Source organism: Nocardioides sp. Z22_16 (genome assembly GCF_058134365.1).
Window position 1 is genome coordinate 297,233 of sequence record NZ_JBYTTI010000003.1, and the last position, 19,727, is coordinate 316,959.

21 protein-coding genes and 1 tRNA gene are annotated in these 19,727 nt (G+C 72.6%); 10 read left to right on the plus strand and 12 right to left on the minus strand.

Features of this window, described 5'->3' with window-relative positions; genetic code table 11:
* Window positions 1-6: 6 nt before the first annotated feature.
* Window positions 7-1,398 carry an NAD-dependent malic enzyme gene (locus tag AC3X7R_RS09785; RefSeq protein WP_489965451.1) on the minus strand — a complete coding sequence of 464 codons (1,392 nt, stop codon included), beginning with the start codon at window positions 1,396-1,398 and terminating at the stop codon, window positions 7-9.
* A gap of 98 nt (window positions 1,399-1,496) precedes the next feature.
* Between AC3X7R_RS09785 and AC3X7R_RS09790 the strand changes: the two genes are divergently transcribed.
* Entirely contained in the window at window positions 1,497-1,820 is a 324-nt protein-coding gene (locus tag AC3X7R_RS09790; RefSeq protein ID WP_489965452.1) for a GNAT family N-acetyltransferase, read from the plus strand.
* A gap of 4 nt (window positions 1,821-1,824) precedes the next feature.
* Here the strand turns inward: AC3X7R_RS09790 and AC3X7R_RS09795 are convergent, their stop codons facing one another.
* Both AC3X7R_RS09795 and AC3X7R_RS09800 read right to left on the minus strand, forming a co-directional pair.
* Window positions 1,825-2,319, minus strand: a complete 495-nt coding sequence (locus AC3X7R_RS09795; protein ID WP_489965453.1) for a glutathione peroxidase — start codon at window positions 2,317-2,319, stop codon at window positions 1,825-1,827.
* A 39-nt stretch (window positions 2,320-2,358) separates the two neighbouring features.
* Complete coding sequence (locus tag AC3X7R_RS09800) at window positions 2,359-2,781, minus strand: nuclear transport factor 2 family protein (protein WP_489965454.1); 423 nt, start codon at window positions 2,779-2,781, stop codon at window positions 2,359-2,361.
* 110 nt (window positions 2,782-2,891) lie between these two features.
* Here AC3X7R_RS09800 and AC3X7R_RS09805 point away from each other — a divergent pair, with 110 nt between their 5' ends.
* On the plus strand, window positions 2,892-3,695 hold the full coding sequence (locus AC3X7R_RS09805; RefSeq protein ID WP_489965455.1) for a hypothetical protein: 804 nt from the start codon (window positions 2,892-2,894) through the stop codon (window positions 3,693-3,695).
* A gap of 25 nt (window positions 3,696-3,720) precedes the next feature.
* On the opposite strand, the gene AC3X7R_RS09810 is transcribed toward AC3X7R_RS09805, so the two are convergent.
* From AC3X7R_RS09810 to purU, 6 genes are all read right to left on the minus strand, one after another.
* On the minus strand, window positions 3,721-4,011 hold the full coding sequence (locus AC3X7R_RS09810; protein WP_489965456.1) for a DUF1540 domain-containing protein: 291 nt from the start codon (window positions 4,009-4,011) through the stop codon (window positions 3,721-3,723).
* Between the two features lie 88 nt (window positions 4,012-4,099).
* Window positions 4,100-4,762: a maleylpyruvate isomerase family mycothiol-dependent enzyme gene (locus AC3X7R_RS09815; RefSeq protein WP_489965457.1), complete on the minus strand. Its 663-nt coding sequence runs from the start codon at window positions 4,760-4,762 to the stop codon at window positions 4,100-4,102.
* 59 nt (window positions 4,763-4,821) lie between these two features.
* The gene (locus AC3X7R_RS09820) at window positions 4,822-5,277 is read right to left on the minus strand and encodes a DUF5956 family protein (protein WP_489965458.1); all 456 of its coding nucleotides are present in this window, start codon (window positions 5,275-5,277) and stop codon (window positions 4,822-4,824) included.
* Window positions 5,278-5,418: 141 nt separating this feature from the next.
* Window positions 5,419-6,450: an enoyl-CoA hydratase/isomerase family protein gene (locus AC3X7R_RS09825; protein WP_489965459.1), complete on the minus strand. Its 1,032-nt coding sequence runs from the start codon at window positions 6,448-6,450 to the stop codon at window positions 5,419-5,421.
* 97 nt (window positions 6,451-6,547) lie between these two features.
* Window positions 6,548-6,631: transfer RNA gene (locus tag AC3X7R_RS09830), tRNA-Leu, on the minus strand.
* A 108-nt stretch (window positions 6,632-6,739) separates the two neighbouring features.
* Window positions 6,740-7,606: a formyltetrahydrofolate deformylase gene (purU, locus tag AC3X7R_RS09835; protein WP_489965460.1), complete on the minus strand. Its 867-nt coding sequence runs from the start codon at window positions 7,604-7,606 to the stop codon at window positions 6,740-6,742.
* A gap of 227 nt (window positions 7,607-7,833) precedes the next feature.
* Here purU and AC3X7R_RS09840 point away from each other — a divergent pair, with 227 nt between their 5' ends.
* From AC3X7R_RS09840 to pknB, 7 genes are read left to right on the plus strand one after another with little or no spacing between them, the layout of a single operon-like run.
* Window positions 7,834-8,553, plus strand: coding sequence for an FHA domain-containing protein (locus AC3X7R_RS09840; protein ID WP_489965461.1), 720 nt, complete (start codon window positions 7,834-7,836; stop codon window positions 8,551-8,553).
* A gap of 4 nt (window positions 8,554-8,557) precedes the next feature.
* A complete protein-coding gene (locus AC3X7R_RS09845; protein ID WP_489965462.1) occupies window positions 8,558-9,022 on the plus strand; it encodes an FHA domain-containing protein FhaB/FipA in 465 nt (154 codons plus the stop codon).
* Window positions 9,023-9,030: 8 nt separating this feature from the next.
* Window positions 9,031-10,416, plus strand: a complete 1,386-nt coding sequence (locus AC3X7R_RS09850) for a PP2C family protein-serine/threonine phosphatase (protein WP_489965463.1) — start codon at window positions 9,031-9,033, stop codon at window positions 10,414-10,416.
* Between the two features lie 20 nt (window positions 10,417-10,436).
* Window positions 10,437-11,840 (plus strand): FtsW/RodA/SpoVE family cell cycle protein, encoded by a 1,404-nt coding sequence (locus AC3X7R_RS09855; protein WP_489965464.1) that lies wholly within the window; start codon window positions 10,437-10,439, stop codon window positions 11,838-11,840.
* Window positions 11,837-13,303 (plus strand): peptidoglycan D,D-transpeptidase FtsI family protein, encoded by a 1,467-nt coding sequence (locus AC3X7R_RS09860; RefSeq protein WP_489965465.1) that lies wholly within the window; start codon window positions 11,837-11,839, stop codon window positions 13,301-13,303. Before AC3X7R_RS09855 ends, AC3X7R_RS09860 begins: the two co-directional genes overlap by 4 nt.
* Complete coding sequence (locus AC3X7R_RS09865; protein WP_489965466.1) at window positions 13,300-14,922, plus strand: protein kinase domain-containing protein; 1,623 nt, start codon at window positions 13,300-13,302, stop codon at window positions 14,920-14,922. Before AC3X7R_RS09860 ends, AC3X7R_RS09865 begins: the two co-directional genes overlap by 4 nt.
* Window positions 14,922-16,715 carry a Stk1 family PASTA domain-containing Ser/Thr kinase gene (gene pknB, locus AC3X7R_RS09870; protein WP_489965467.1) on the plus strand — a complete coding sequence of 598 codons (1,794 nt, stop codon included), beginning with the start codon at window positions 14,922-14,924 and terminating at the stop codon, window positions 16,713-16,715. Before AC3X7R_RS09865 ends, pknB begins: the two co-directional genes overlap by 1 nt.
* 32 nt (window positions 16,716-16,747) lie before the next feature.
* Here pknB and AC3X7R_RS09875 read toward each other — a convergent pair whose 3' ends face one another.
* Window positions 16,748-17,500 (minus strand): DUF881 domain-containing protein, encoded by a 753-nt coding sequence (locus AC3X7R_RS09875; RefSeq protein WP_489965468.1) that lies wholly within the window; start codon window positions 17,498-17,500, stop codon window positions 16,748-16,750.
* A gap of 49 nt (window positions 17,501-17,549) precedes the next feature.
* Here AC3X7R_RS09875 and AC3X7R_RS09880 point away from each other — a divergent pair, with 49 nt between their 5' ends.
* Entirely contained in the window at window positions 17,550-18,017 is a 468-nt protein-coding gene (locus AC3X7R_RS09880; RefSeq protein ID WP_489965469.1) for a cell division protein CrgA, read from the plus strand.
* A 142-nt stretch (window positions 18,018-18,159) separates the two neighbouring features.
* Here AC3X7R_RS09880 and AC3X7R_RS09885 read toward each other — a convergent pair whose 3' ends face one another.
* Both AC3X7R_RS09885 and AC3X7R_RS09890 read right to left on the minus strand, forming a co-directional pair.
* The gene (locus AC3X7R_RS09885; RefSeq protein WP_489965470.1) at window positions 18,160-19,098 is read right to left on the minus strand and encodes a rhomboid family intramembrane serine protease; all 939 of its coding nucleotides are present in this window, start codon (window positions 19,096-19,098) and stop codon (window positions 18,160-18,162) included.
* Between the two features lie 19 nt (window positions 19,099-19,117).
* On the minus strand, window positions 19,118-19,630 hold the full coding sequence (locus AC3X7R_RS09890) for a peptidylprolyl isomerase (protein WP_489965471.1): 513 nt from the start codon (window positions 19,628-19,630) through the stop codon (window positions 19,118-19,120).
* Window positions 19,631-19,727 lie beyond the last annotated feature (97 nt).

Sequence of the window (19,727 nt, forward strand, 5' to 3'; positions counted from 1 at the left end):
CGGCCGTCAGGGGCTGCCCTGGTCGTCGACCCCCTGGATCGCCCGGGCCACGGCCTGGGGCACGTCAGGGTGGAAGACCGTGGGAATGATGAAGCTCGGGTTGAGCTCCTCGTCGGTGACCACGGCGGCGATGGCGTGGGCGGCACGGATCAGCATGTCGGTGGTGATCACGTGGGCGCGCGCGTCCAGCAGGCCCCGGAAGACCCCGGGGAAGGCGAGCACGTTGTTGATCTGGTTGGGGTAGTCCGAGCGGCCGCTGGCCACCACGGCCGCGCGCCTGCCCGCTTCGGCCGGGTCGATCTCGGGGTCGGGGTTGGCGAGAGCGAAGACCACCGGCTCGGGCGCCATCAGGTCGATCCACTCCGCCTGGAGGACGCCGGGACCGCTGACCCCGACGAAGACGTCCGCGTCGGTCAGCGCGGTCGGCAGGTCGCCTCGCAGGTTGCGCGGGTTGGTCTTGCGGGCCAGCGCCGCCTTCGCCGCCGAGAGACTGGCGTCGTCCCGGCTCAGGCACCCCTCGCGGTCCCAGACCACCACGTCGTGGGCGCCGTCGGCCAGCAGGAGGCTGACGATCGCCGAGCCCGCGGCGCCGCCGCCGGCCACCACGATCCGCGACTCCGCCAGGCTCTTGCCGACGACCCGGAGCGCGTTGGTGAGCGCGGCCAGGACCACGATCGCGGTGCCGTGCTGGTCGTCGTGGAAGACCGGGATGTCGAGGGTCTCGCGCAGCCGCGCCTCGATCTCGAAGCAGCGGGGCGCGGCGATGTCCTCCAGGTTGATGCCGCCGAAGCCGGGAGCGATCAGCTGGACGGCGCGGACGATCTCGTCGGTGTCCTGGGTGTCCAGGCAGATCGGCCAGGCGTCGATGCCGGCGAACTTCTTGAAGAGCGCCGCCTTGCCCTCCATCACCGGCAGCGCGGCGCCCGGGCCGATGTTGCCGAGGCCGAGCACCGCGGAGCCGTCGGTGACGACCGCGACGGAGTTGCCCTTGACGGTCAGCCGCCACACGTCCTCGGGGTTCTCCGCAATCGCCATGCTCACCCGCCCGACGCCGGGGGTGTAGGCCATCGACAGGTCGTCGCGGGTGCGGAGCGGCACGACGCTGTTGACCTCGATCTTGCCGCCGATGTGCAGCAGGAAGGTGCGGTCGCTGACCTTGTGCACCTCGACGCCGGCGAGGCCCCGGACCACCTCCACGAGCTCCTCGGAGTGGTGGGCGTCGGCCGCCGAGCAGGTCACGTCCACGACGAGCCGCTCGTGGCTGGACTCCGCCACGTCGATGCCGGTCACGATGCCCCCGTGCTCGGCGAGCGAGGTGGCCACCGCTCCGACGACACCGTGGTCGGGCAGCGTGTGCAGGCGCATGGTGATCGAGTACGAGGAAGCGGTGGCGGCCATGACCCCGACCCTCTCCCCGAGCCGGGGTTACCGACAAGTCACTTGGGTGAACCCTCCGCCGGGGGCGGCCTCGACCAGCGGCTGGCTACGGTCGACCCATGAGCGAGACGACACCTGAGCCCACGGTCACCGACAACGCCGCCGAGCACCGCTACGAGGTCCACGTGGGCGACGAGCTGGCGGGCTACTCCGCCTACGAGACCTCCGACGGGCTCGTCGACTTCACCCACACCGTGGTCTTCGACGAGTTCGGCGGGCAGGGTCTCGGCCAGGCGCTGGCGCGCGACTCCCTCGACGACGTGCGCGAGCGCGGGCTCCAGGCCCTGCCCCACTGCGCGTTCTACGCCACGTACCTGGCGAAGAACCGCGAGTACGTCGACCTGGTGCCCGAGGACCGCCGGGCCGAGTTCGACCTGGCCTAGCTGCTCACGCGGGGGCGTCGGCGGCGAGCGCCGCCTCGATGTCGGCGGCGATCTCGGCCGGCTTGGTCGCCGGCGCGTAGCGCTTGAGCACCTGACCGTCCCGGCCGACGAGGAACTTGGTGAAGTTCCACTTGATCCGGTTGCCCAGGACGCCGGACCTCTGCGTGCGCAGCCACTCGAAGACCGGGTGCGCCTGCCGGCCGTTGACGTCGACCTTGGCGAACATCGGGAAGGTCACCCCGAAGCGGCCGGTGCAGAACGCGGCGATCTCCTCCTCGCTGCCCGGCTCCTGCCCCGCGAACTGGTCGCACGGGAAGCCGAGCACGTGGAAGCCAGAGTCGGCGTACTGCTCCTCCAGCCGCTGGAGCCCCTCGTACTGCGGGGTGAAGCCGCACTGCGAGGCGGTGTTGACCACCAGCAGGACCTGGCCGCGGTAGGTGGAGAGGGGCTGCTCGGTGCCCTCGATGGTGGGGGCGCCGAAGTCGAAGATCGTGGTCACGCCGTCGATTCAACCCGCTGGGTGGTCAGCGGGCACCGGTCACGCGCCGGCGGCACGCGCCGCGATCCGGTCGAACCGCGAGGCCATCTCGTCGGCCAGCGCCTGGGCCCCCGACAGCGGCCGCACCATCACCATGAACTCGTCGATCAGGCCGTCGTCGTCGAGGTGCAGGAAGTCGCACCCGGTCAGCTGCCGCTCCCCCACCTTCGCCTCGAAGACCAGCGCGTGGTCGCGCGCCCCGGGGGCGCCGATCTCGGTGCGGTAGACGAAGTCGGAGAAGACGTCGATGACCTCGGTGAGGATCGAGGCGGTGATCGCCTTGCCGGGGTAGGGCTTGTGGGCGACCGGGCTCCGGAAGACGACGTCGTCGGCGAGCAGGGCGATCATCGCTTCGGCGTCGCGCGCCTCGACGGCGGCGCGGAAGGCCTGGGCTGTGTCCGGGGTGGTCTGACTCACGCTCATGCGCCGAACAGTACGCGTCCGGGACGCGCTGGCCCCGTCGTGACGCGACACACGGAGACCGAAGCCCGTGACCCAGGTAAGGTAAGCCTCACCTACCCGAAGGGATCCGCATGTCGTCGCCTTCGACCGTCGTCCTTCCCGGTCGCGCCACCGCGAGGGTGCGCCGCCTGCTGGGCGGAGCCGGCTCGGCCTCGCTGGTGGCCTACCGCCACGACGCGGGTCGACCCGTCGAGGTCCTGGCCCACGGGCTGAGCGCCGACGCGGCCCTGGTGGTCGCCGTCGCGACCGACGCCCTCCCCTGCGGCACCGACACACCGGCGGAGGTGCGCGTCGACATGTGCCGGGAGGCGAGCGAGCCCCGGGTGCGGATCGTCGCCGCCTCCGCCCACCTGCTCGGCGTCGTGGAGTGGGTCGCCGACGACCGTCGCCGGGAGGCCCTGGCCGCCGACGCGCTCGGCCCCGCCGCGTCGCTGGTCGGGCTGCCCGGCGTCGCCCTCGGGGTCGTGGCCGGCGACCGGGTCCTGCTGCACGACACCACCGGCGTGACGCCGTACCGGCTCGCCGAGCTGGAGCCCGTCGCCGCGGGGGCGAGCGCCTTCCCCACGCCGTCGGAGGAGATCGACGTCCAGGAGTCGGTGGCCCGGCTCACCTCCGCCGAGCTCGACGACCTCTGCACCGCGGTCGCCGAGGGCCGGATCGCGGGCGAAGTGCTGAGCGCACGGCCGGGCCCGGTCCACCCCGCCACGGCGGGCGCGGTCTTCTGCGTCGACGTCGACGGTCTGGGCATCGACCTGATGAAGGTGGAGCGCGAGCGGACCAGCGTCGTCTTCGTGCCGTTCCCCGAGCAGGTCGACGATCTCCGCGGCGTACGACGTCAGCTGGCGACGCTGCGGGCCCACGCCGCCACGCGGTGACCCGGCCGCCCGGCCGCGAGTCGGGTCAGGCCGAGCGGGGCTGGTAGGTCTCGCACAGGGCGGTGTCGCCCGCCACCTCGATCCCCGAGGAGGCGCACATCAGGTCACGGTTGTGCGTGCACTCGAGCCGCTGGCAGGCGCCCACCTGGCCTCGTCCCGAGGGGATGCCCCCGCGGGCGTCGAGCGTGATGAAGGTGCTGCAGGACGCGTGGCCGTCGGAGCCACCCACGGTGATCGCACCGGCGTGGCACCCGGCGTCGTTGAACGCACAGGCTGTGACGGTGCAAGAGCTGACGGTGGCGAGAGCAGTAGCCATGATCGTGACCTCCGGGTCGACGCGGGATCTGCTGGTCTCTCGACGGTAGAACCGTGTGACCTGGGTCGCAAGCAAGGCAAGGCGGCCCTCAGGAGCCCCGGTCGAGCCGCGCTTTGAGCACCGGCACCCCGGGGCCGTCGAGGTCGGCGAGCGCGACGGGCCGGCCGGCGATCGCCATCGCGATAGCCTCGCTGGTGCCGGAGACCCGCGAACCCATCCCGAAGGACCACGGCTGGTCGGTGACCTCGAGCTCGAGCCCGGCGAGCCGCTCCGGCGGGGTGACCCGGCGGGCGGCCCTGGTCACCAGGAAGCCGAGGGTGATCCGCCAGCCCGGCAGCTCCGGCATCACGTCGAGGCCGAGCGGCCGGGCCGCGTCGCGCAGGTGCAGGCAGGTGTCGCTCATCGGGCCCACCGCTCCCACCACGGGCGCCCGGAGCCGATGGTGGGCCCGCTCGCGCAGCAGCGCCACGATCTCGTCGGTCGGGCGCTCGGCGGCCTTGCGGGCGCTCTGGTCGATCATCCGGTCGAGGTTGCCCCTCGCGGAGACCAGTCCCTTGACCAGGTAGCCGACCGAGAAGCCGCCGCTCGGCGGCACCAGGTGAGCCGCCACCTCGCGCACCGTCCAGCCCGCGCACAGGCTCGGGGTGCGCCACTGCTCGGGGGTCAGGCCCGCGAACATCTCCGCGGCCATCAGGCGGTTGCGCGTGGCGACCGCATAGACCTCCTCCTCGCCCTCCTCCTGCAGGCTCATGCCTGACAACGTAAGGCAGCCCGTCCGGGATCACCAGAGGCCAAGGACCCCACAACCGGTCAGTCCCCGAGCTCGGCGGCAAGGAGCTCGCGGAAGGCCTCCACCTCGGTCGCCGGGCTCCGCTCCCCACCCTCGAGCAACCGGTCGACCTCGCGCGACCAGCGCGTGACCGACGTAGCGAGGTCGAGGTCGTCGGGCAGTCGCAAGAACCACTGCCGCCCGCCGGGGCGGGGCGGCAGCCCGGCGTCGGCGAGCAGGTCGTCGACATCCTGGTCGACCTCGGCCTGCTCTCGCGCGCTGCGCGGCCTGCTCCAGCTCCGGCTCACCCCTCCAGCCTCCTCGGTGACCCTGGTGATCGGCGGGTCGGCGAGAGGGGCAGACGCCGCCCGGGCGCGCAGGCACCACAGCACCAGGACGCCCGGACCGTACTCGTCCACCGGCTGCCAACCCTCTCCCGCCGGCGCCTCGTCCGGCGGCCCGTCGAGCAGCGGGACGTCGTCCCAGGAGTCGGTCATCGTCCACCCCGTCTCATCCCGGGAAGTAGCAGTTCTCCCCGCGCAGGCAGCGGTAGTCCGCGCCCTTCAGGGTGCCCAGTGTGAAGGCCAGGTAGTCGTACACCGTGAAGCGGCCCTCGCTCACCTCGACCGTTGAGTCGGCTAGCTGGAACCCGGCTCCGACCACCGCGGCGCGTGGTCCTTGTCAACGAGCACGGCACGGACCCCTTCCACGAAGTCGTGGCCGACCACGGCGCGCCGGGCAGCCTCCCGCTCCGCCGCCAGGCAGGCGGCCAGGTCGTGCTCGCGGCCCCACGCCAGGAGCCGGTCGGTCAGCTCGAGGCTGGCCGGCGAGGCGCCGGCGAGGAGGTCGAGCGTACGGGCGGCCCACGACGCCGCGCCCGCGCCCGGACCCGCGGCCAGGTCACGGAGCCGCACCATGACGTCGGAGAGCTCCGGCGCCCCGAACGCCCAGTCGATCTGGGGCCGACGGGCGCGCAGCTCGGAGGCCTCGACCAGCTCCGCGGCCGCGGCGGCGGAGTGCAGGGAGCCCAGCACGGCCCCGACCTCCCCGGCGTCCCCCGCGCCCCGCGCGAGGGCGGCCGCCAGGCCCGGCAGCCGGTCCGGCTCGACCAGGTGGGTGGCCACCCCGCAGGCCAGCGCGTCGCCCGCTGAGAACCTGGCCCCGGTGAGCCCCAGGTAGCGGCCCACGGCCCCGGGCAGACGGGGCAGGAAGTGGGAGCCGCCCACGTCGGGGAAGAAGCCGATCGCGGTCTCGGGCATCGCGAAGGACGCGCGGGGGGTCGCCACCAGGTAAGGGCCGTGGACGGCGAGCCCGAGCCCCCCGCCCAGGCAGAGGCCGTCGACCGCCGCGACGACCGGCACCGGGTAGGTGCCCAGGGCGAGATTCACCTCGTACTCGGCGGCGAAGAACTCGTCCCCGCGCTCCGGGTGCCCGTCGATCACGTGCTGGCGGACGGCGCGGATGTCGCCGCCGGCGCAGAAGGCCTTGGCCGAGGTGCTCTCGATGAGCACCGCCCGCAGGCCGGCGTCGCGCCACTCCGCCAGCGCCGAGGCGATGGCCTGCACCATCGCGAGGGTGAGCGCGTTGAGCGCGCGTGGCCGGTTGAGGAGGAGGCGCCCGACCCTGCCCTCGACGCGGGCGAGGAGCTCCGGCTCGTCGGCGGGAGTCATGGCGGCGGGGGTTCCTCTCGGGCTGGTCTGCACTACCGACCTCCGAAGGTGGGGGAAAGCACGAGGCCCCGGATCCGAAGATCCGGGGCCTCTCACGTGCGCGAGGGGGGAGTTGAACCCCCACGTCCTTTCGGACACACGGACCTGAACCGTGCGCGTCTGCCTATTCCGCCACTCGCGCGTGAAGCGGGCTCAGGCTATCCCACGCCCGCCCGGCGCCCCAAACCGGGCCGACCCACTCGGAGGAGGAGACGACGACGCCGGTCCGCCGGACCCCCCTCACCGCCGGTCAGGAGAAGACGACGGTGCGGTGGCCGTTGAGGAGCACCCGGCGCTCGGTGTGCCAGCGCACGGCACGGGCGAGCGCCCGGGACTCGGTCTCCCGGCCCAGCGCCACCAGGTCACTCACGCTCGCCGCGTGGTCCACCCGCGCCACGTCCTGCTCGATGATCGGTCCCTCGTCGAGGTCGGAGGTCACGTAGTGGGCGGTGGCCCCGACCAGCTTGACCCCCCGGTCGTGCGCCTGCCGGTAGGGGTTGGCCCCCTTGAAGCTGGGCAGGAACGAGTGGTGGATGTTGATGGCCCGGCCGTCCAGCGCCTTGCAGAGGTCCTCGGAGAGGATCTGCATGTAGCGGGCCAGCACCACCAGGTCGATCTCCAGCGACTCGACCAGGTCGAGCAGCGCCCGCTCGGCCTCGGGCTTGGTCTCCTTGGTCACCGGGACGTGGTGGAAGTCGATGCCGTGCCACTGCGCCAGCGGGGCCAGGTCGGGGTGGTTGGAGACGATCACCGGGATGTCGACGGCGAGGTTGCCCGACTTCCAGCGGTAGAGCAGGTCGTTGAGGCAGTGGTCGAACTTGGAGACCAGGACGAGCACCCGCGGCTTGACCTGGAGGTCGTGGAGCTCCCAGTCCATGCCGAAGGTGTTGGCGACGCCGGCGAACTGCGTGCGCAGCACCGCGAGCCGGGCGGTCTCCGGCGCCGTGCGCATCTGCACCCGCATGAAGAAGCGGCTGGAGACCGGGTCCCCGTACTGCTGGCTCTCGGTGATGTCGCAGCCCTGGCGGTAGAAGAAGTCGACCACCGCCCGGACGATGCCGGGGCGGTCGTCGCAGGAGAGGGTCAGGACAAGCTCGGTGGTCTCATGCTCGGTCACGGGTCGCGATCGTTCCACGCTGACCTGGGACGCTCGACGGGCACCCGCGACAGGCACCCGCGACGGGCCTGGTGCGCCCGTCTCGCATCGCGGTCGCCGACCGTGGTCCGCCGTGGCACCCGGACGCCGCGCGAGCTCCCCGATACGATCACCGGAGCCCGTCGTCCACGGGCGTCGCCGCACCCACCCCACAACGGGCCGACCGCCCCCATCGACGAGGAGGACGCGTGAGCGGGTTCCAGCGCTTCGAGCAGAAGCTCGAGCAGCTGATCTCCGGTGCCTTCGCGCGCGCCTTCCGCAGCGCCGTCCAGCCGGTGGAGATCTCCGCCGCGCTCCAGCGCGAGGTCGACAACAACGCGCAGATCCTCAGCCGCGAGCGCCGCCTGGTGCCCAACGACTTCCAGGTCGAGCTCGCCCAGACCGACCTCGAGCGGCTCGCGCCCTACGACAACGCGATGGCGCGCGACCTCGCCGACCAGCTGCAGGACCACGCCGACTCCCAGGGCTACGTCTTCCCCGGCCCGGTGCAGATCGGCTTCGAGGCCGCCGACGACCTGACCACCGGGCGCTTCCGGATCCGCAGCCGCGCCCAGGCGAGCGTCACCGGCGACGACCACCGCACCCGGCACCGCACCCCCAAGGTCCAGCTCGACGTCAACGGCACCCGCCACCCCCTCCTCCCCCCGGGCGTGGTGGTGGGCCGCGGCATCGAGGCCGACATCCGGATCAGCGACCCCGGCATCAGCCGCCGGCACGTCGAGTTCGAGGTGGCGGACCGCACCGACGGGCACCTGGACGTCTCCGTCCGCGACCTGGGCTCGACCAACGGGATGCTGGTCAACGGCAGGAAGATCGACCGCGCCCCCGTGGGCGACGGGACGGTGGTCCGCATCGGCAACACCGAGCTCACCGTCAGGGTCGTGGGCGACGACGCGGGCAGGGGCTGAGCCGATGTCGGAGCTGACGTTGTTCCTGATCCGCTTCGCCTACCTGGCGGTGCTGTGGATCTTCGTGCTCTCCGCGATCTCGGTGATCCGCTCCGACATGTTCGGCGCCCGCGTCCCGGAGGCGCGCGGAGCCAAGAAGAAGGCGGCCAAGCAGCCCAAGCCGGTCCGTCGCCGCGGCGCGCCCACCCACCTCGCGGTGGTCGAGGGCGCCAACGCCGGCGAGCGCGCCGACCTCTCCGCGGCCCCGCTGCTGATCGGGCGCGGCTCGGACGCCGCGATCCGGCTCGACGACGACTACGTCTCCACCCGGCACGCGCGCGTCGCCGCCTCCGGCGACCAGTGGTACGTCGAGGACCTGGGCTCCACCAACGGCACCTACGTCGGTGCCGCGAGGATCACCCAGCCCACCACCATCTCCCTCGGTACGCAGGTGCGGATCGGCAAGACGATCCTCGAGCTCCGGAAGTAGGCCGCTTCGTGACCGACCCCGAGAACGACACCGTCGCGCGGGACCCCTCGCTGGTCCGCAGGCCGCCGGTGGTCGAGCAGAGCGACACCGCCGAGCGCGACGTCGGTCCGGCCGGCCGCGCCGCGATGCGGCTCAACTACGCGGCGCTCTCCGACGTGGGGCGGGTCCGCAAGGACAACCAGGACAGCGGCTACGCCGGCCCCTGGCTCCTGATGGTCTGCGACGGGGTGGGCGGCGCCGCCCGCGGCGACCTCGCCTCGAGCACGGCGGTCTCGGTGCTGCGGCGACTCGACGAGCCTCCCGCCGGCAGCGACGGCGAGGCCCTGCTGACCCGGGTCGCCGGCGCCCTGCACCGGGCGCACGACCGGATCGCCGAGCTGGTGGAGGAGGACCCGGCCATCTCCGGGACCAGCACCACCGCCACCCTCGCCGCCTTCGACGGGCAGGTCCTGGGGATCGGGCACGTCGGGGACAGCCGCGCCTACCTCTGGCGCCAGGGCGAGATCAGCCAGCTCACCCACGACCACACCTTCGTGCAGGGGCTGATCGACGAGGGCCGGATCACCGAGGCCGAGTCGCGCGTCCACCCGCACCGCAACCTCATCCTCAAGGCGCTCGACGGCGTCCACGACCCGGCACCGGACCTCTTCACCGTCCAGCTCCAGGAGGGCGACCGGGTGCTGCTGTGCAGCGACGGCGCCTCCGGCGTCCTCGAGGACTCCCGGCTCGGCGACATCCTCGGCTCCGGCACCCCCGACTACGCCGCGGTCGAGCTGGTGCGCGCCAGCCTGGAGGCGGGCAGCTCCGACAACGTCACCTGCGTGGTCGCCGACGTCGTCGCGGCCACCGACCCGGCTCCCGACGAGCTCACCCCCCTGCTGGTGGGTGCCGCCGCCGAGCTGCCCCGCCGCAGCGCCGGTGGGGTGGCGCCGACCCCGGGAGCCGCCGGCACCGACCCGAGCCGCGGCACCGCGCCGCAGGGCGGGCCGGGTGGCACCGCGACCGCGGTGGCCGAGCGGCACCCGGTGGAGGAGCCGCTGGACGTCGAGGCGGTCCGCTACGCCCCGCGCGCCCCTCTGCGCTTCGTCTGGCTGCGGCGCCTGCTGGTCACCATGGTCGTGGTGGGGGTCGCCTGGATGGGGCTGGCCGCCGCCTGGCACTGGAGCCAGCAGCAGTTCTACGTCAGCGAGCACGAGGGCGTGGTGACGATCTTCCGCGGCGTCAACGCCGACATCCCCGGCCTCGAGCTCTCCAGGCCCTACGAGACCACCGACATCGCCATGGAGAACCTCTCCGACTACGACGCCAACCTGGTCCGCGAGGGGATCGAGACCGACGACCTCGCCAAGGCCGAGCAGACGGTGGACAACCTCGCCGCCCAGCAGGTGGGCTGAGACGTGACAGGCCGCCCGACATGAGCCAGACAGGAGCCCTGATGGGCTTCGTGCACCGCCGCCGGCGGGGCGCGGAGCTCTTCCTGCTCGTGCTCGCGCTCGCCGTGGGCATCGGCGCCTACGCGGCGGTCGGCCTCGGCGTCGACGGCGAGGTGCCGGTCGACCTGGTCGGCTACGGCGGCTGGCTCACCCTCCTGGTCCTGGCCGCCCACTTCACGCTGCGCTTCTTCGCGCCGTACGCCGACCCGGTGCTGCTGCCGGTCGTGGCCGCCCTCAACGGGCTGGGCCTGGCCGTCATCTACCGGCTGGACCTGGCCAAGGAGGCCGCCGGCCGGGCCCACGAGTTCGCCCAGCAGCAGCTGGTCTGGATGACCCTGGGCGTGGCCCTCTTCATCGGCACCCTGGTGCTGCTGCGCGACCACCGGGTCCTCCAGCGCTTCACCTACACCAGCGGGCTGGCCGCGGTGGTGCTGCTGCTGCTGCCCCTGGTGCCCGGCCTGGGCTACGCGGCCCTCGGGGCCCGGATCTGGATCCGGGTGGGCCCGCTCAGCTTCCAGCCCGGTGAGGTGGCCAAGGTGCTCCTCGTCGTGGCGGTCGCGGGCTACCTGGTGCTGCACCGCGACGCCCTCGCGCTCGCCGGACGCCGGCTGCTCTTCCTCGACCTCCCCCGCGGCCGCGACCTGGGGCCGATCCTGATGATGTGGGGCCTGAGCCTCGGCATCCTGGTCTTCCAGCGCGACCTGGGCTCCAGCCTCCTCTTCTTCGGCCTCTTCCTGGTGATGCTCTACGTCGCCACCGAGCGGGCCGGCTGGCCGGTGGTCGGGCTGGTGCTCTTCTCCGCCGGCGCGTTCGCCGGCTACCAGCTCTTCGGCCACGTCCGGAACCGCTTCAACATCTGGCTCGACCCGATGGCCTACTTCGACAAGACGCCGGGCTCCGGCCAGCTCGTCGAGGGACTCTTCGGGATGAGCTGGGGCGGGCTGATCGGCCGTGGCTTCGGCGAGGGCCGGCCCGACCGGATCCCGCTGGCCGAGTCCGACTTCATCGTGGCCGCGATCGGCGAGGAGCTGGGGCTGACCGGGGTGATGGCGGTCCTGCTGCTCTACGGGCTGATCGTGGAGCGGGCGCTGCGCACCGCGCTGATCTGCCGCGACGGCTTCGGCAAGCTGGTCGCGACCGGGCTCGCCGCGGTCTTCGCGCTCCAGGTCTTCGTGGTGGTCGGCGGCGTCACCGGCCTGATCCCGCTCACCGGCCTCACCACCCCCTTCCTCTCCTACGGCGGTTCGTCCCTGGTGGCGAACTGGGTGATCATCGCCCTGGTCGCCCGGATCTCCGACCAGGCCCGGCGACCCCCGCCGGACCTCTCCCCCGAGGCGGCGGGCTCCGGTGACGACGATGCGACCCAGGTGGTGAAGCTGCGGTGAACAAGCCGATCCGCACGGTGGCCGGCTTCTGCCTGCTCCTCTTCCTCGCGCTGCTGCTCAACGCCAGCTACCTGCAGTACTGGCGCGCCGGCGAGCTCGCCGAGGACCCCCAGAACCGCCGCATCGTCGAGGCCGCGTTCTCCCGGGAGCGGGGGGCGATCCTGGTCGGCCGCCAGGCGATCGCGGAGTCGGTGCCCTCCGACGACAAGTACGAGTTCCAGCGGGTCTACCCCAAGCCGTTCCAGTACGCGCCGGTCACCGGTGCCTTCACCTACTTCAGCCAGACCGGCCTCGAGCGCAGCGAGAACGACGTGCTCTCCGGGGAGGACTCGCGCCTCTTCGTGACCCGCCTGATCGACATGCTGAGCAGCACCGAGCCGCAGGGCGGCAGCGTCCAGACGACGCTCAACCCGGCCGCCCAGCAGGCCGCCTTCGACGGGCTCTCGGCGCTCCCCGGCGAGGTGGAGGGCGCGGTGGTCGCCCTGGAGCCGGCCACCGGCAAGGTGCTCGCCATGGTCTCGCTGCCCACCTACGACCCCAACCGGCTGGCCAGCCACCGGCTCGGTGAGGTGACGGCGGCCCAGAAGGAGCTCCAGGAGGCTCCGGGCGACCCGCTGCTCAACCGGGCCACCAGCACCCGGCTGCCTCCCGGCTCGGTCTTCAAGCTGGTGACCGCGGCGGCGGCCATGGAGAACGAGGGCCTCACCGCCACCTCGCGGGTGCCGGGCGGCGCGACCTACCAGCTGCCGCTGACCACCGGCGAGAGCGGCCAGATCGACAACGAGGGGCGGGCCTGCGGTGCCGGCCCGATCCCCTTCACCCAGGCGATGGAGAACTCCTGCAACACCACCTTCGCCGCCCTCGCCGTCGAGGTGGGCGCCGAGGGGATGATCGAGCAGGCCGAGAAGTTCGGCTTCAACAAGCAGTACCTCGAGGACCTGCCGCAGGCGACCTCGGTCTTCCCGACCGAGCTCGACGAGGCCCAGCTCGGCCAGACCGGGATCGGCCAGTTCGAGGTCGCGGCCACGCCCCTGCAGATGGCGCTGGTCGCCGCCGGGATCGCCAACGGCGGCTCGGTGATGACCCCCTACCTGGTCGACAAGGTCAGCTCCCCCAGCCTCCAGGTGCTCGACCAGACCGAGCCGAAGGAGCTGAGCAAGGCCGTCTCCTCCTCGACCGCGCGCGACCTCACCGAGCTCCTGGTCGCCACCGTCGACAGCGGCACCGCCTCCCCGGCGGCGATCCCGGGGGTCTCGGTGGCCGGCAAGACCGGGACGGCCCAGAGCGGCCAGGACGACGTGCCGCCGTACGCCTGGTTCGTCTCCTTCGCCCCCGCCGACGACCCCCAGGTCGCGGTCGCGGTGATGATCCAGAAGGCCGACATCCCGCGCGGAGAGATTGCAGGCGGCCGCCTCGGCGGGCCGATCGCGAAGGCAGTGATGGAAGCGGTGATCACCCAATGAGCGACCACGACGAGCCCCCGACCCAGAGCATGGGCGGCCCAGGTCCCGACGGCCCGGACCGCTGGGTCGACGACGCGCACCGCTACCGCCTCGACTCCCGGATCGCCACCGGCGGCATGGGAGAGGTCTGGCGGGCGACCGACACGGTCCTCGGGCGCACGGTGGCGGTCAAGCTGCTGAAGGCCGAGTACGCCGACGACGCCACCTTCCGGTCCAGGTTCGAGACCGAGGCCCGGCACGCGGCATCGCTGGCCCACCCCGGCATCGCCGCCGTCTACGACTTCGGCGAGGCCGGCTCCACCGACGGCTCCGCCGGACCGCGTCCCTTCCTGGTGATGGAGCTCGTCGAGGGCCAGCCGCTCTCGGCGCTGCTGCGCCCCAGGGTCCCGCTGGACCCCGACGCCGTCCGCGACCTGCTGGCCCAGGTCGGCGACGCGCTGGGGGCCGCCCACCGGGCGGGGATCGTGCACCGCGACGTGAAGCCGGCCAACCTCCTCGTCACCCCCGACCGCCGGGTCAAGGTGACCGACTTCGGCATCGCCCGGGCGGCGGAGGGGATGGCGCTGACCCAGACCGGCCAGGTGATGGGCACGCCGCAGTACCTCTCCCCCGAGCAGGCGGAGGGCGGTCGGGCCACCCCCGCCTCCGACGTCTACTCCCTGGGCGTGGTGGCGTTCGAGTGCCTGGCCGGGCGTCGTCCGTTCGAGGCCGACAGTCCCGTCGCCACCGCCTTGGCCCACCTGCGCCAGCCGGTCCCGGAGCTGCCGGAGGAGGTGCCGGCGCCGCTGGCGGCGGTCGTGCGCCGGGCTCTCGCCAAGGACCCGCAGGCCCGGTTCGCCGATGGTGCCGCCTTCGCGGCGGCCCTGCGCGACCCGGCCGCCCACGCCGCGGCGGTGCCCGACCACGAGCCGGCCACCACCGTGCTGCCACCCGGCGGCGACCCCGCCCCCACCGGCGTGCTGCCCGCCACCACCGCCACGACCGTGGGCCCGCCCGCCACCGGGGAGCTGCCCGCGCAGCCGGCGGAGGAAGGACGACCCTCCTGGCCGCTCGCGGTGGCCGGGGTGGTGCTGCTGGCCCTGCTCGGCGGCGCGGCCTGGTGGTGGTTCGCCGGTGACGGCGACGACGACGAGGAGCCGGAGCCGCGCCCGACCCGGTCGCAGAGCCCGTCCCCCTCCGAGGAGCCCACGGACGAGTCGATCGAGATCCGTGCCTCCGACTACGTGGGCCGCGACGTCCGCGAGGTGGTGCGCGAGCTCTCCCGGCTCGGCCTGGTGGTGGTCCGCGACGAGCGGGCCAACCCCGGTGACGAGACCCGCGGCGAGGTGGTCTCGGTCAACCCCACGGGCTCGCTGATGCCGGACGACCGGGTGACGGTCGCCTACTGGGGCGCGCCGCCCGAGGAGCCCAGCGAGGAGCCGACCCCGACCCCGAGCCCGAGCCCGACCGAGGCGCCCACCCCCACGCCCACCCCGACGCCGACGCCCACCCCGACGCCGACGCCGACCCCGACGCCCACCCCCACGCCCGAACCCACCCCTGAGCCTCCGGCCCCCACCGCGGAGGAACCCCCCGCGTCGCCCGACGACGCGGTCGACCCCACCCCGAGAGGCGATTGATGAGCAAGGCAGGGCCGACCGTCGTCGGCGGCCGTTACGAGCTGGGCGAGCTGCTCGGCCGAGGCGGCATGGCGGAGGTGCGCAAGGGCACCGACACCAGGCTGGGTCGCACGGTCGCGGTCAAGAGGCTGCGCACCGACCTGGCGAGCGACGCGACCTTCCAGGCCCGGTTCCGCCGGGAGGCCCAGTCGTCGGCCTCGCTCAACCACCCCTCCATCGTCAGCGTCTACGACACCGGCGAGGAGTGGACCGAGGACGGGTCGCCCGAGGGCGGGGTCTCCCAGCCCTACATCGTGATGGAGTACGTCGCCGGCCGCACCCTGCGCGACATCCTGCGCGAGGATCGCAAGATCCTGCCCGAGCGCGCCCTGGAGATCACCAGCGACGTGCTGGCCGCCCTCGACTACAGCCACCGCGCCGGCATCATCCACCGCGACATCAAGCCGGGCAACGTGATGCTCACCCCGAGCGGCGACGTGAAGGTGATGGACTTCGGGATCGCCCGGGCCGTCTCCGACGCCGCCAACACGATGACCCAGACCGCCGCGGTGGTGGGCACCGCGCAGTACCTCTCCCCCGAGCAGGCACGGGGCGAGACGGTGGACTCCCGCTCCGACGTCTACTCCACCGGCTGCCTGCTCTACGAGCTCCTCACCGGGCGGCCCCCGTTCATCGGCGAGAGCCCGGTCGCGGTGGCCTACCAGCACGTCCGCGAGCCCGCACAGCCGCCGTCGGTCCACGACCCCGACCTGACGCCCGAGATCGACGCCATCGTGCTCAAGGCGCTGGCCAAGCGGGTCGAGGACCGCTACCAGAGCGCCGCGGCGATGCGCACCGACATCGAGCGCTACCTCGCCGGGCAGGCCGTGCAGGCGGCCCCGGTCACGGCTCCGCCGTCCACGGCGGCGACCGCGGTGGCCGCCACCCCGGTGGCTCCGGCGCCACTGCCCACCGGCTCGCTCCCGGCACAGGAGAGCCGCACGCGCAAGGGTCCGCTCGTGCTCATCGCGCTGGTCGCACTGCTGGTGATCGCCCTCGCCGCGTGGGCCATCCCCAAGATGTTCAGCGACTCCGCCCAGGAGGTGCGGGTGCCCGACCTCATCGGGCTCACCGAGTCCGAGGCGCGCGCGGAGATCCGGGACGCCGGCCTGGTGGTCGGCACCGTCGACCACGAGCCGTCCGCCGACGCGGCCGCCGACGAGGTGATCAGGCAGGAGCCCAGCGACGTCTACGTCGAGGAAGGATCCACGATCAGCTTCACGGTCTCCACCGGTGCCCCGATGGTGGAGGTGCCGTTCCTGGTCGGCCAGGACAGGCGCGACGCCCGCGACGTGCTGCGCAACCGCAACCTCAAGGTGAAGTTCGAGGAGCGCGAGTCCGACGAACCCGCCGGCCATGTCGTCGAGATCAGCCCGGCAGCCGGCGAGACGGTCCCGGAGGGGACAGTCGTCACGCTCTTCTTCTCCGACGGGCCCGAGGAGATTCCCCAGCTGGTCGGGATGCGGCGGCGGGCCGCCGAGCAGGCGGTGAAGGACGCGGGCTTCGTGCCCGAGGTGGTGGAGACGACCGAGACCACCGAGCCCCGCGGCACGGTGGTGCGGCAGACCCCCGAGGCGGGACGGGAGGCACCGGCGGGCAGCACGGTCGTCATCTACGTCTCGGTCTACGAGGAGCCCGTGGAGGTGCCGACCCCCACCCCGGTGCCGCCGACCGAGATCCCGACCGAGATCCCCACCCCCACCGACGTCCCCACCCCGACCGAGATCCCCACACCGGAGGGATCGACGGGCTAGGCGCCGGGAGCCGGCGGTCCCGCAGGGGAGGGTCAGCGCTCGAGCGGCTTGGCGTAGCTGAGGTCGAGCAGTCCGTCGTAGGCGGGTGCGGTCTTGAAGTCCTCGACGGTGACGTCCCAGCCGACGGCCACCGACGGGTCCTGCGCGTCGGCCCGGTAGGCCTTGAGGTAGAGGTCGCCCTCGAGGGCCCGCAGGATGTCGATCTGGTCGCCGATCGCGGTGATCACGTACGGCGGCGAGTAGGGCACGCCCTGGAGCTGCACGGTGTTGCCGCTGCACTTGATCCCCGTGGTGGAGATGATCCGCTGGCCCTGCAGGGTGACGGCGGTGGCGCCGCCCTTCCACATCGCGTTGACCACCGCCTGCAGGTCCTGCTGGTGGACCACCAGGTCGTCGACGGTCTCGGTGGTGGCCTCGTCGAGCACCTCGCGTGGCGCGTCGTCCAGGACCACCGTGACGGCGGGGCCGGAGCGCGGGGTCAGTCCGGCCGGGTCCTCGAGGATGTCGATCTCGGTGTTGTAGCGGTTGACGGTGCGGTCGCCGAGGCTCTGGGTGAGCGCCTCGTTCTCCGCGGCGAGCTCGGTGAACCGCGCGGTGAGCGCGTTGGCCTCCTCGGACTCCGCCTCGACGAAGGAGGCCAGGTCGGTGTAGCGGGAGGGGCGCAGGTCGGCGCCGTCGCTGTTGTCCGCACTGACCGCGAAGAGCACGCCGCTGAGCAGGAAGACCACGGGTGTGCCGATCCACCACCCCCGCCTCGCGGGGGACGCGTCGGTGCCGGGCTCCATGGCGACTACGCTAGCCTCGCCCACCAACAAGCCACGAGGAGCGCCCACGGTGTCCAAGACCAACGTCAACCGGGAGTCGACCGAGGAGCGGAAGGGCAGGTCCCTGCCCTGGGCCTTCGTGCTCGCGATCCTGCTCGTGGTCGGCGGCATCGCCTGGATCGCCTACTACTACGTCGTGGTGCGGGTCGACCCCACCGCGGTGCCGCCCGGCGAGCCCGGCGGCCCGGCGTTCATCGCCGACCTGGGCAAGTGGAACTACGCGATCGGCTTCGGTGCCCTGATGGTCGGCCTGGCCCTCGCCTCGAGCCCCTCCTCCCCGCTCGGCCGGGGCAACGGCGTGGTGGTCGGCATGCTCGGCTGCTTCCTCATCGGCCTGATCTGGATCTGCACCTTCTACATCTTCAGCGGCGACAAGCTCTCCGACCTGTGGGTGCTCAACGACCTCGGCAACTACAACCTGATGGTCGGGATCGCCTTCATGGCCGTGGGGTTCACCTACGCCACCAAGTGGGAGTGAGACGCCCCACCACGCGCGCGGCTCGTCGTGACCGGAAGCACCCGGGACCCTGAAGGGTCCCGGGTGTTTGCACATCTGGGGAAAGCCCTGTGGAGAGTTACACGGGTGTAGTTATGCACAGGTTCTCCCCAGCTGTGGAGAGTCAGCCGAGCATCGCGGCGCGGGTCACGAACGCGATCGCGAGCGCCACGACGAGGACGCCGACTCCGGCGGACTGCCAGACTGCGCGCCGCTCTCCGCGCGGTGACCAGATGAAGATCGCGGTCGCCAGCGCCCCGCCCACCAGGCCGCCGAGGTGGCCCTGCCAGGAGATCCCGGGGAAGGTGAAGGTGAAGACGAGGTTGATCGCCAGCAGCGTGACGACACCGCGGAGGTCGCCTCCCACCTTGAAGGAGAGCACGGCGAGCGCGCCGATCAGCCCGAAGACGCCGCCGGAGGCGCCCAGGGTGCTGCCGCCGGGGTCGGCGAGCCAGAAGATGGTGGCGCCCGCCGTCAGGGTCGAGAGCAGGTAGACCGCCAGGAAGCGGATGCGGCCGAGCGCGGCCTCCACCGCCGGGCCGAGGACCCAGAGGCCGAGGCAGTTGAGCGCCACGTGCCAGACGTCCACGTGGACGAAGCCGTGAGTCAGCGCCATCCACCAGGCCCCGTCGGCGAGGCCGGAGACCCAGACCGTGTCGGGGCTCGTGGCACACGCGCCCTCACCGACGCCGGGGTAGTAGCTGTTGGGCGACCCCTCGATCGTGCAGTGGCCCTGGGGCAGCAGCACCAACCGGGAGGCCAGCCACGAGTCGCGCACGCCGGTGAGCAGCACCGAGACCCAGACGGCCAGGTTGATCCCGATCAGGACCAGGCTGGTCTGCTGCGGGTTGGCCGAGCGGCGTCCGCCGTAGGCCCCCCTCCCGCTGCGGGTCGACTTCGCGCCCTCGGCGACGCACTCGGGGCACTGGAACCCGACGGCGGCGTCGCGCATGCAGTCCGGGCAGATGGGGCGGTCGCAGCGCTGGCACCGGACGTAGGTCTCCCGACCGGGGTGCCGGTAGCAGACAGGCACCCCGGTCGCGGGGACGGGCGGCTCGCTCACGGGGAGGGGGCCGGTCGCGTCAGCGGGTGATCTCGACCGACTCGATGATGATCGGCTCCTTGGGGCGGTCCATCGCCCCGGTCGGCGCCTTGGCGATCGCGTCGACCACGTCGCGCGAGGCCTGGTCGGCGACCTCGCCGAAGATGGTGTGCTTCATGTTGAGCCAGGGAGCGGCTCCGACGGTGATGAAGAACTGCGAGCCGTTGGTGCCCGGGCCGGCGTTGGCCATGGCGAGCAGGTAGGGCTTGTCGAAGACGAGCTCGGGGTGGGGCTCGTCCTTGAAGGTGTAGCCCGGACCGCCGGTGCCGGTGCCGAGCGGGCACCCGCCCTGGATCATGAAGCCGTCGATGACGCGGTGGAAGCCGAGTCCGTCGTAGTAGCGGACCCCGGAGCGGCCGGCGTCGTCCCGGTATTCCTTGGTCCCTTCAGCCAGTCCGACGAAGTTGTCGACGGTCTCCGGCGCGTGGTTCGGGAACAGGTTGATGACGATGTCACCCATGTTGGTCTTCAGGGTGGCCTTCGGGTCAGCCATGACTGCCTCTCGCTCAAGTGGGTACACATGGAGTTGCTGCCCGATCTTCCCATGCCCCCCAAGAGGTCCGAGGTGCGACCAGAGCCCTGGCCCCGTC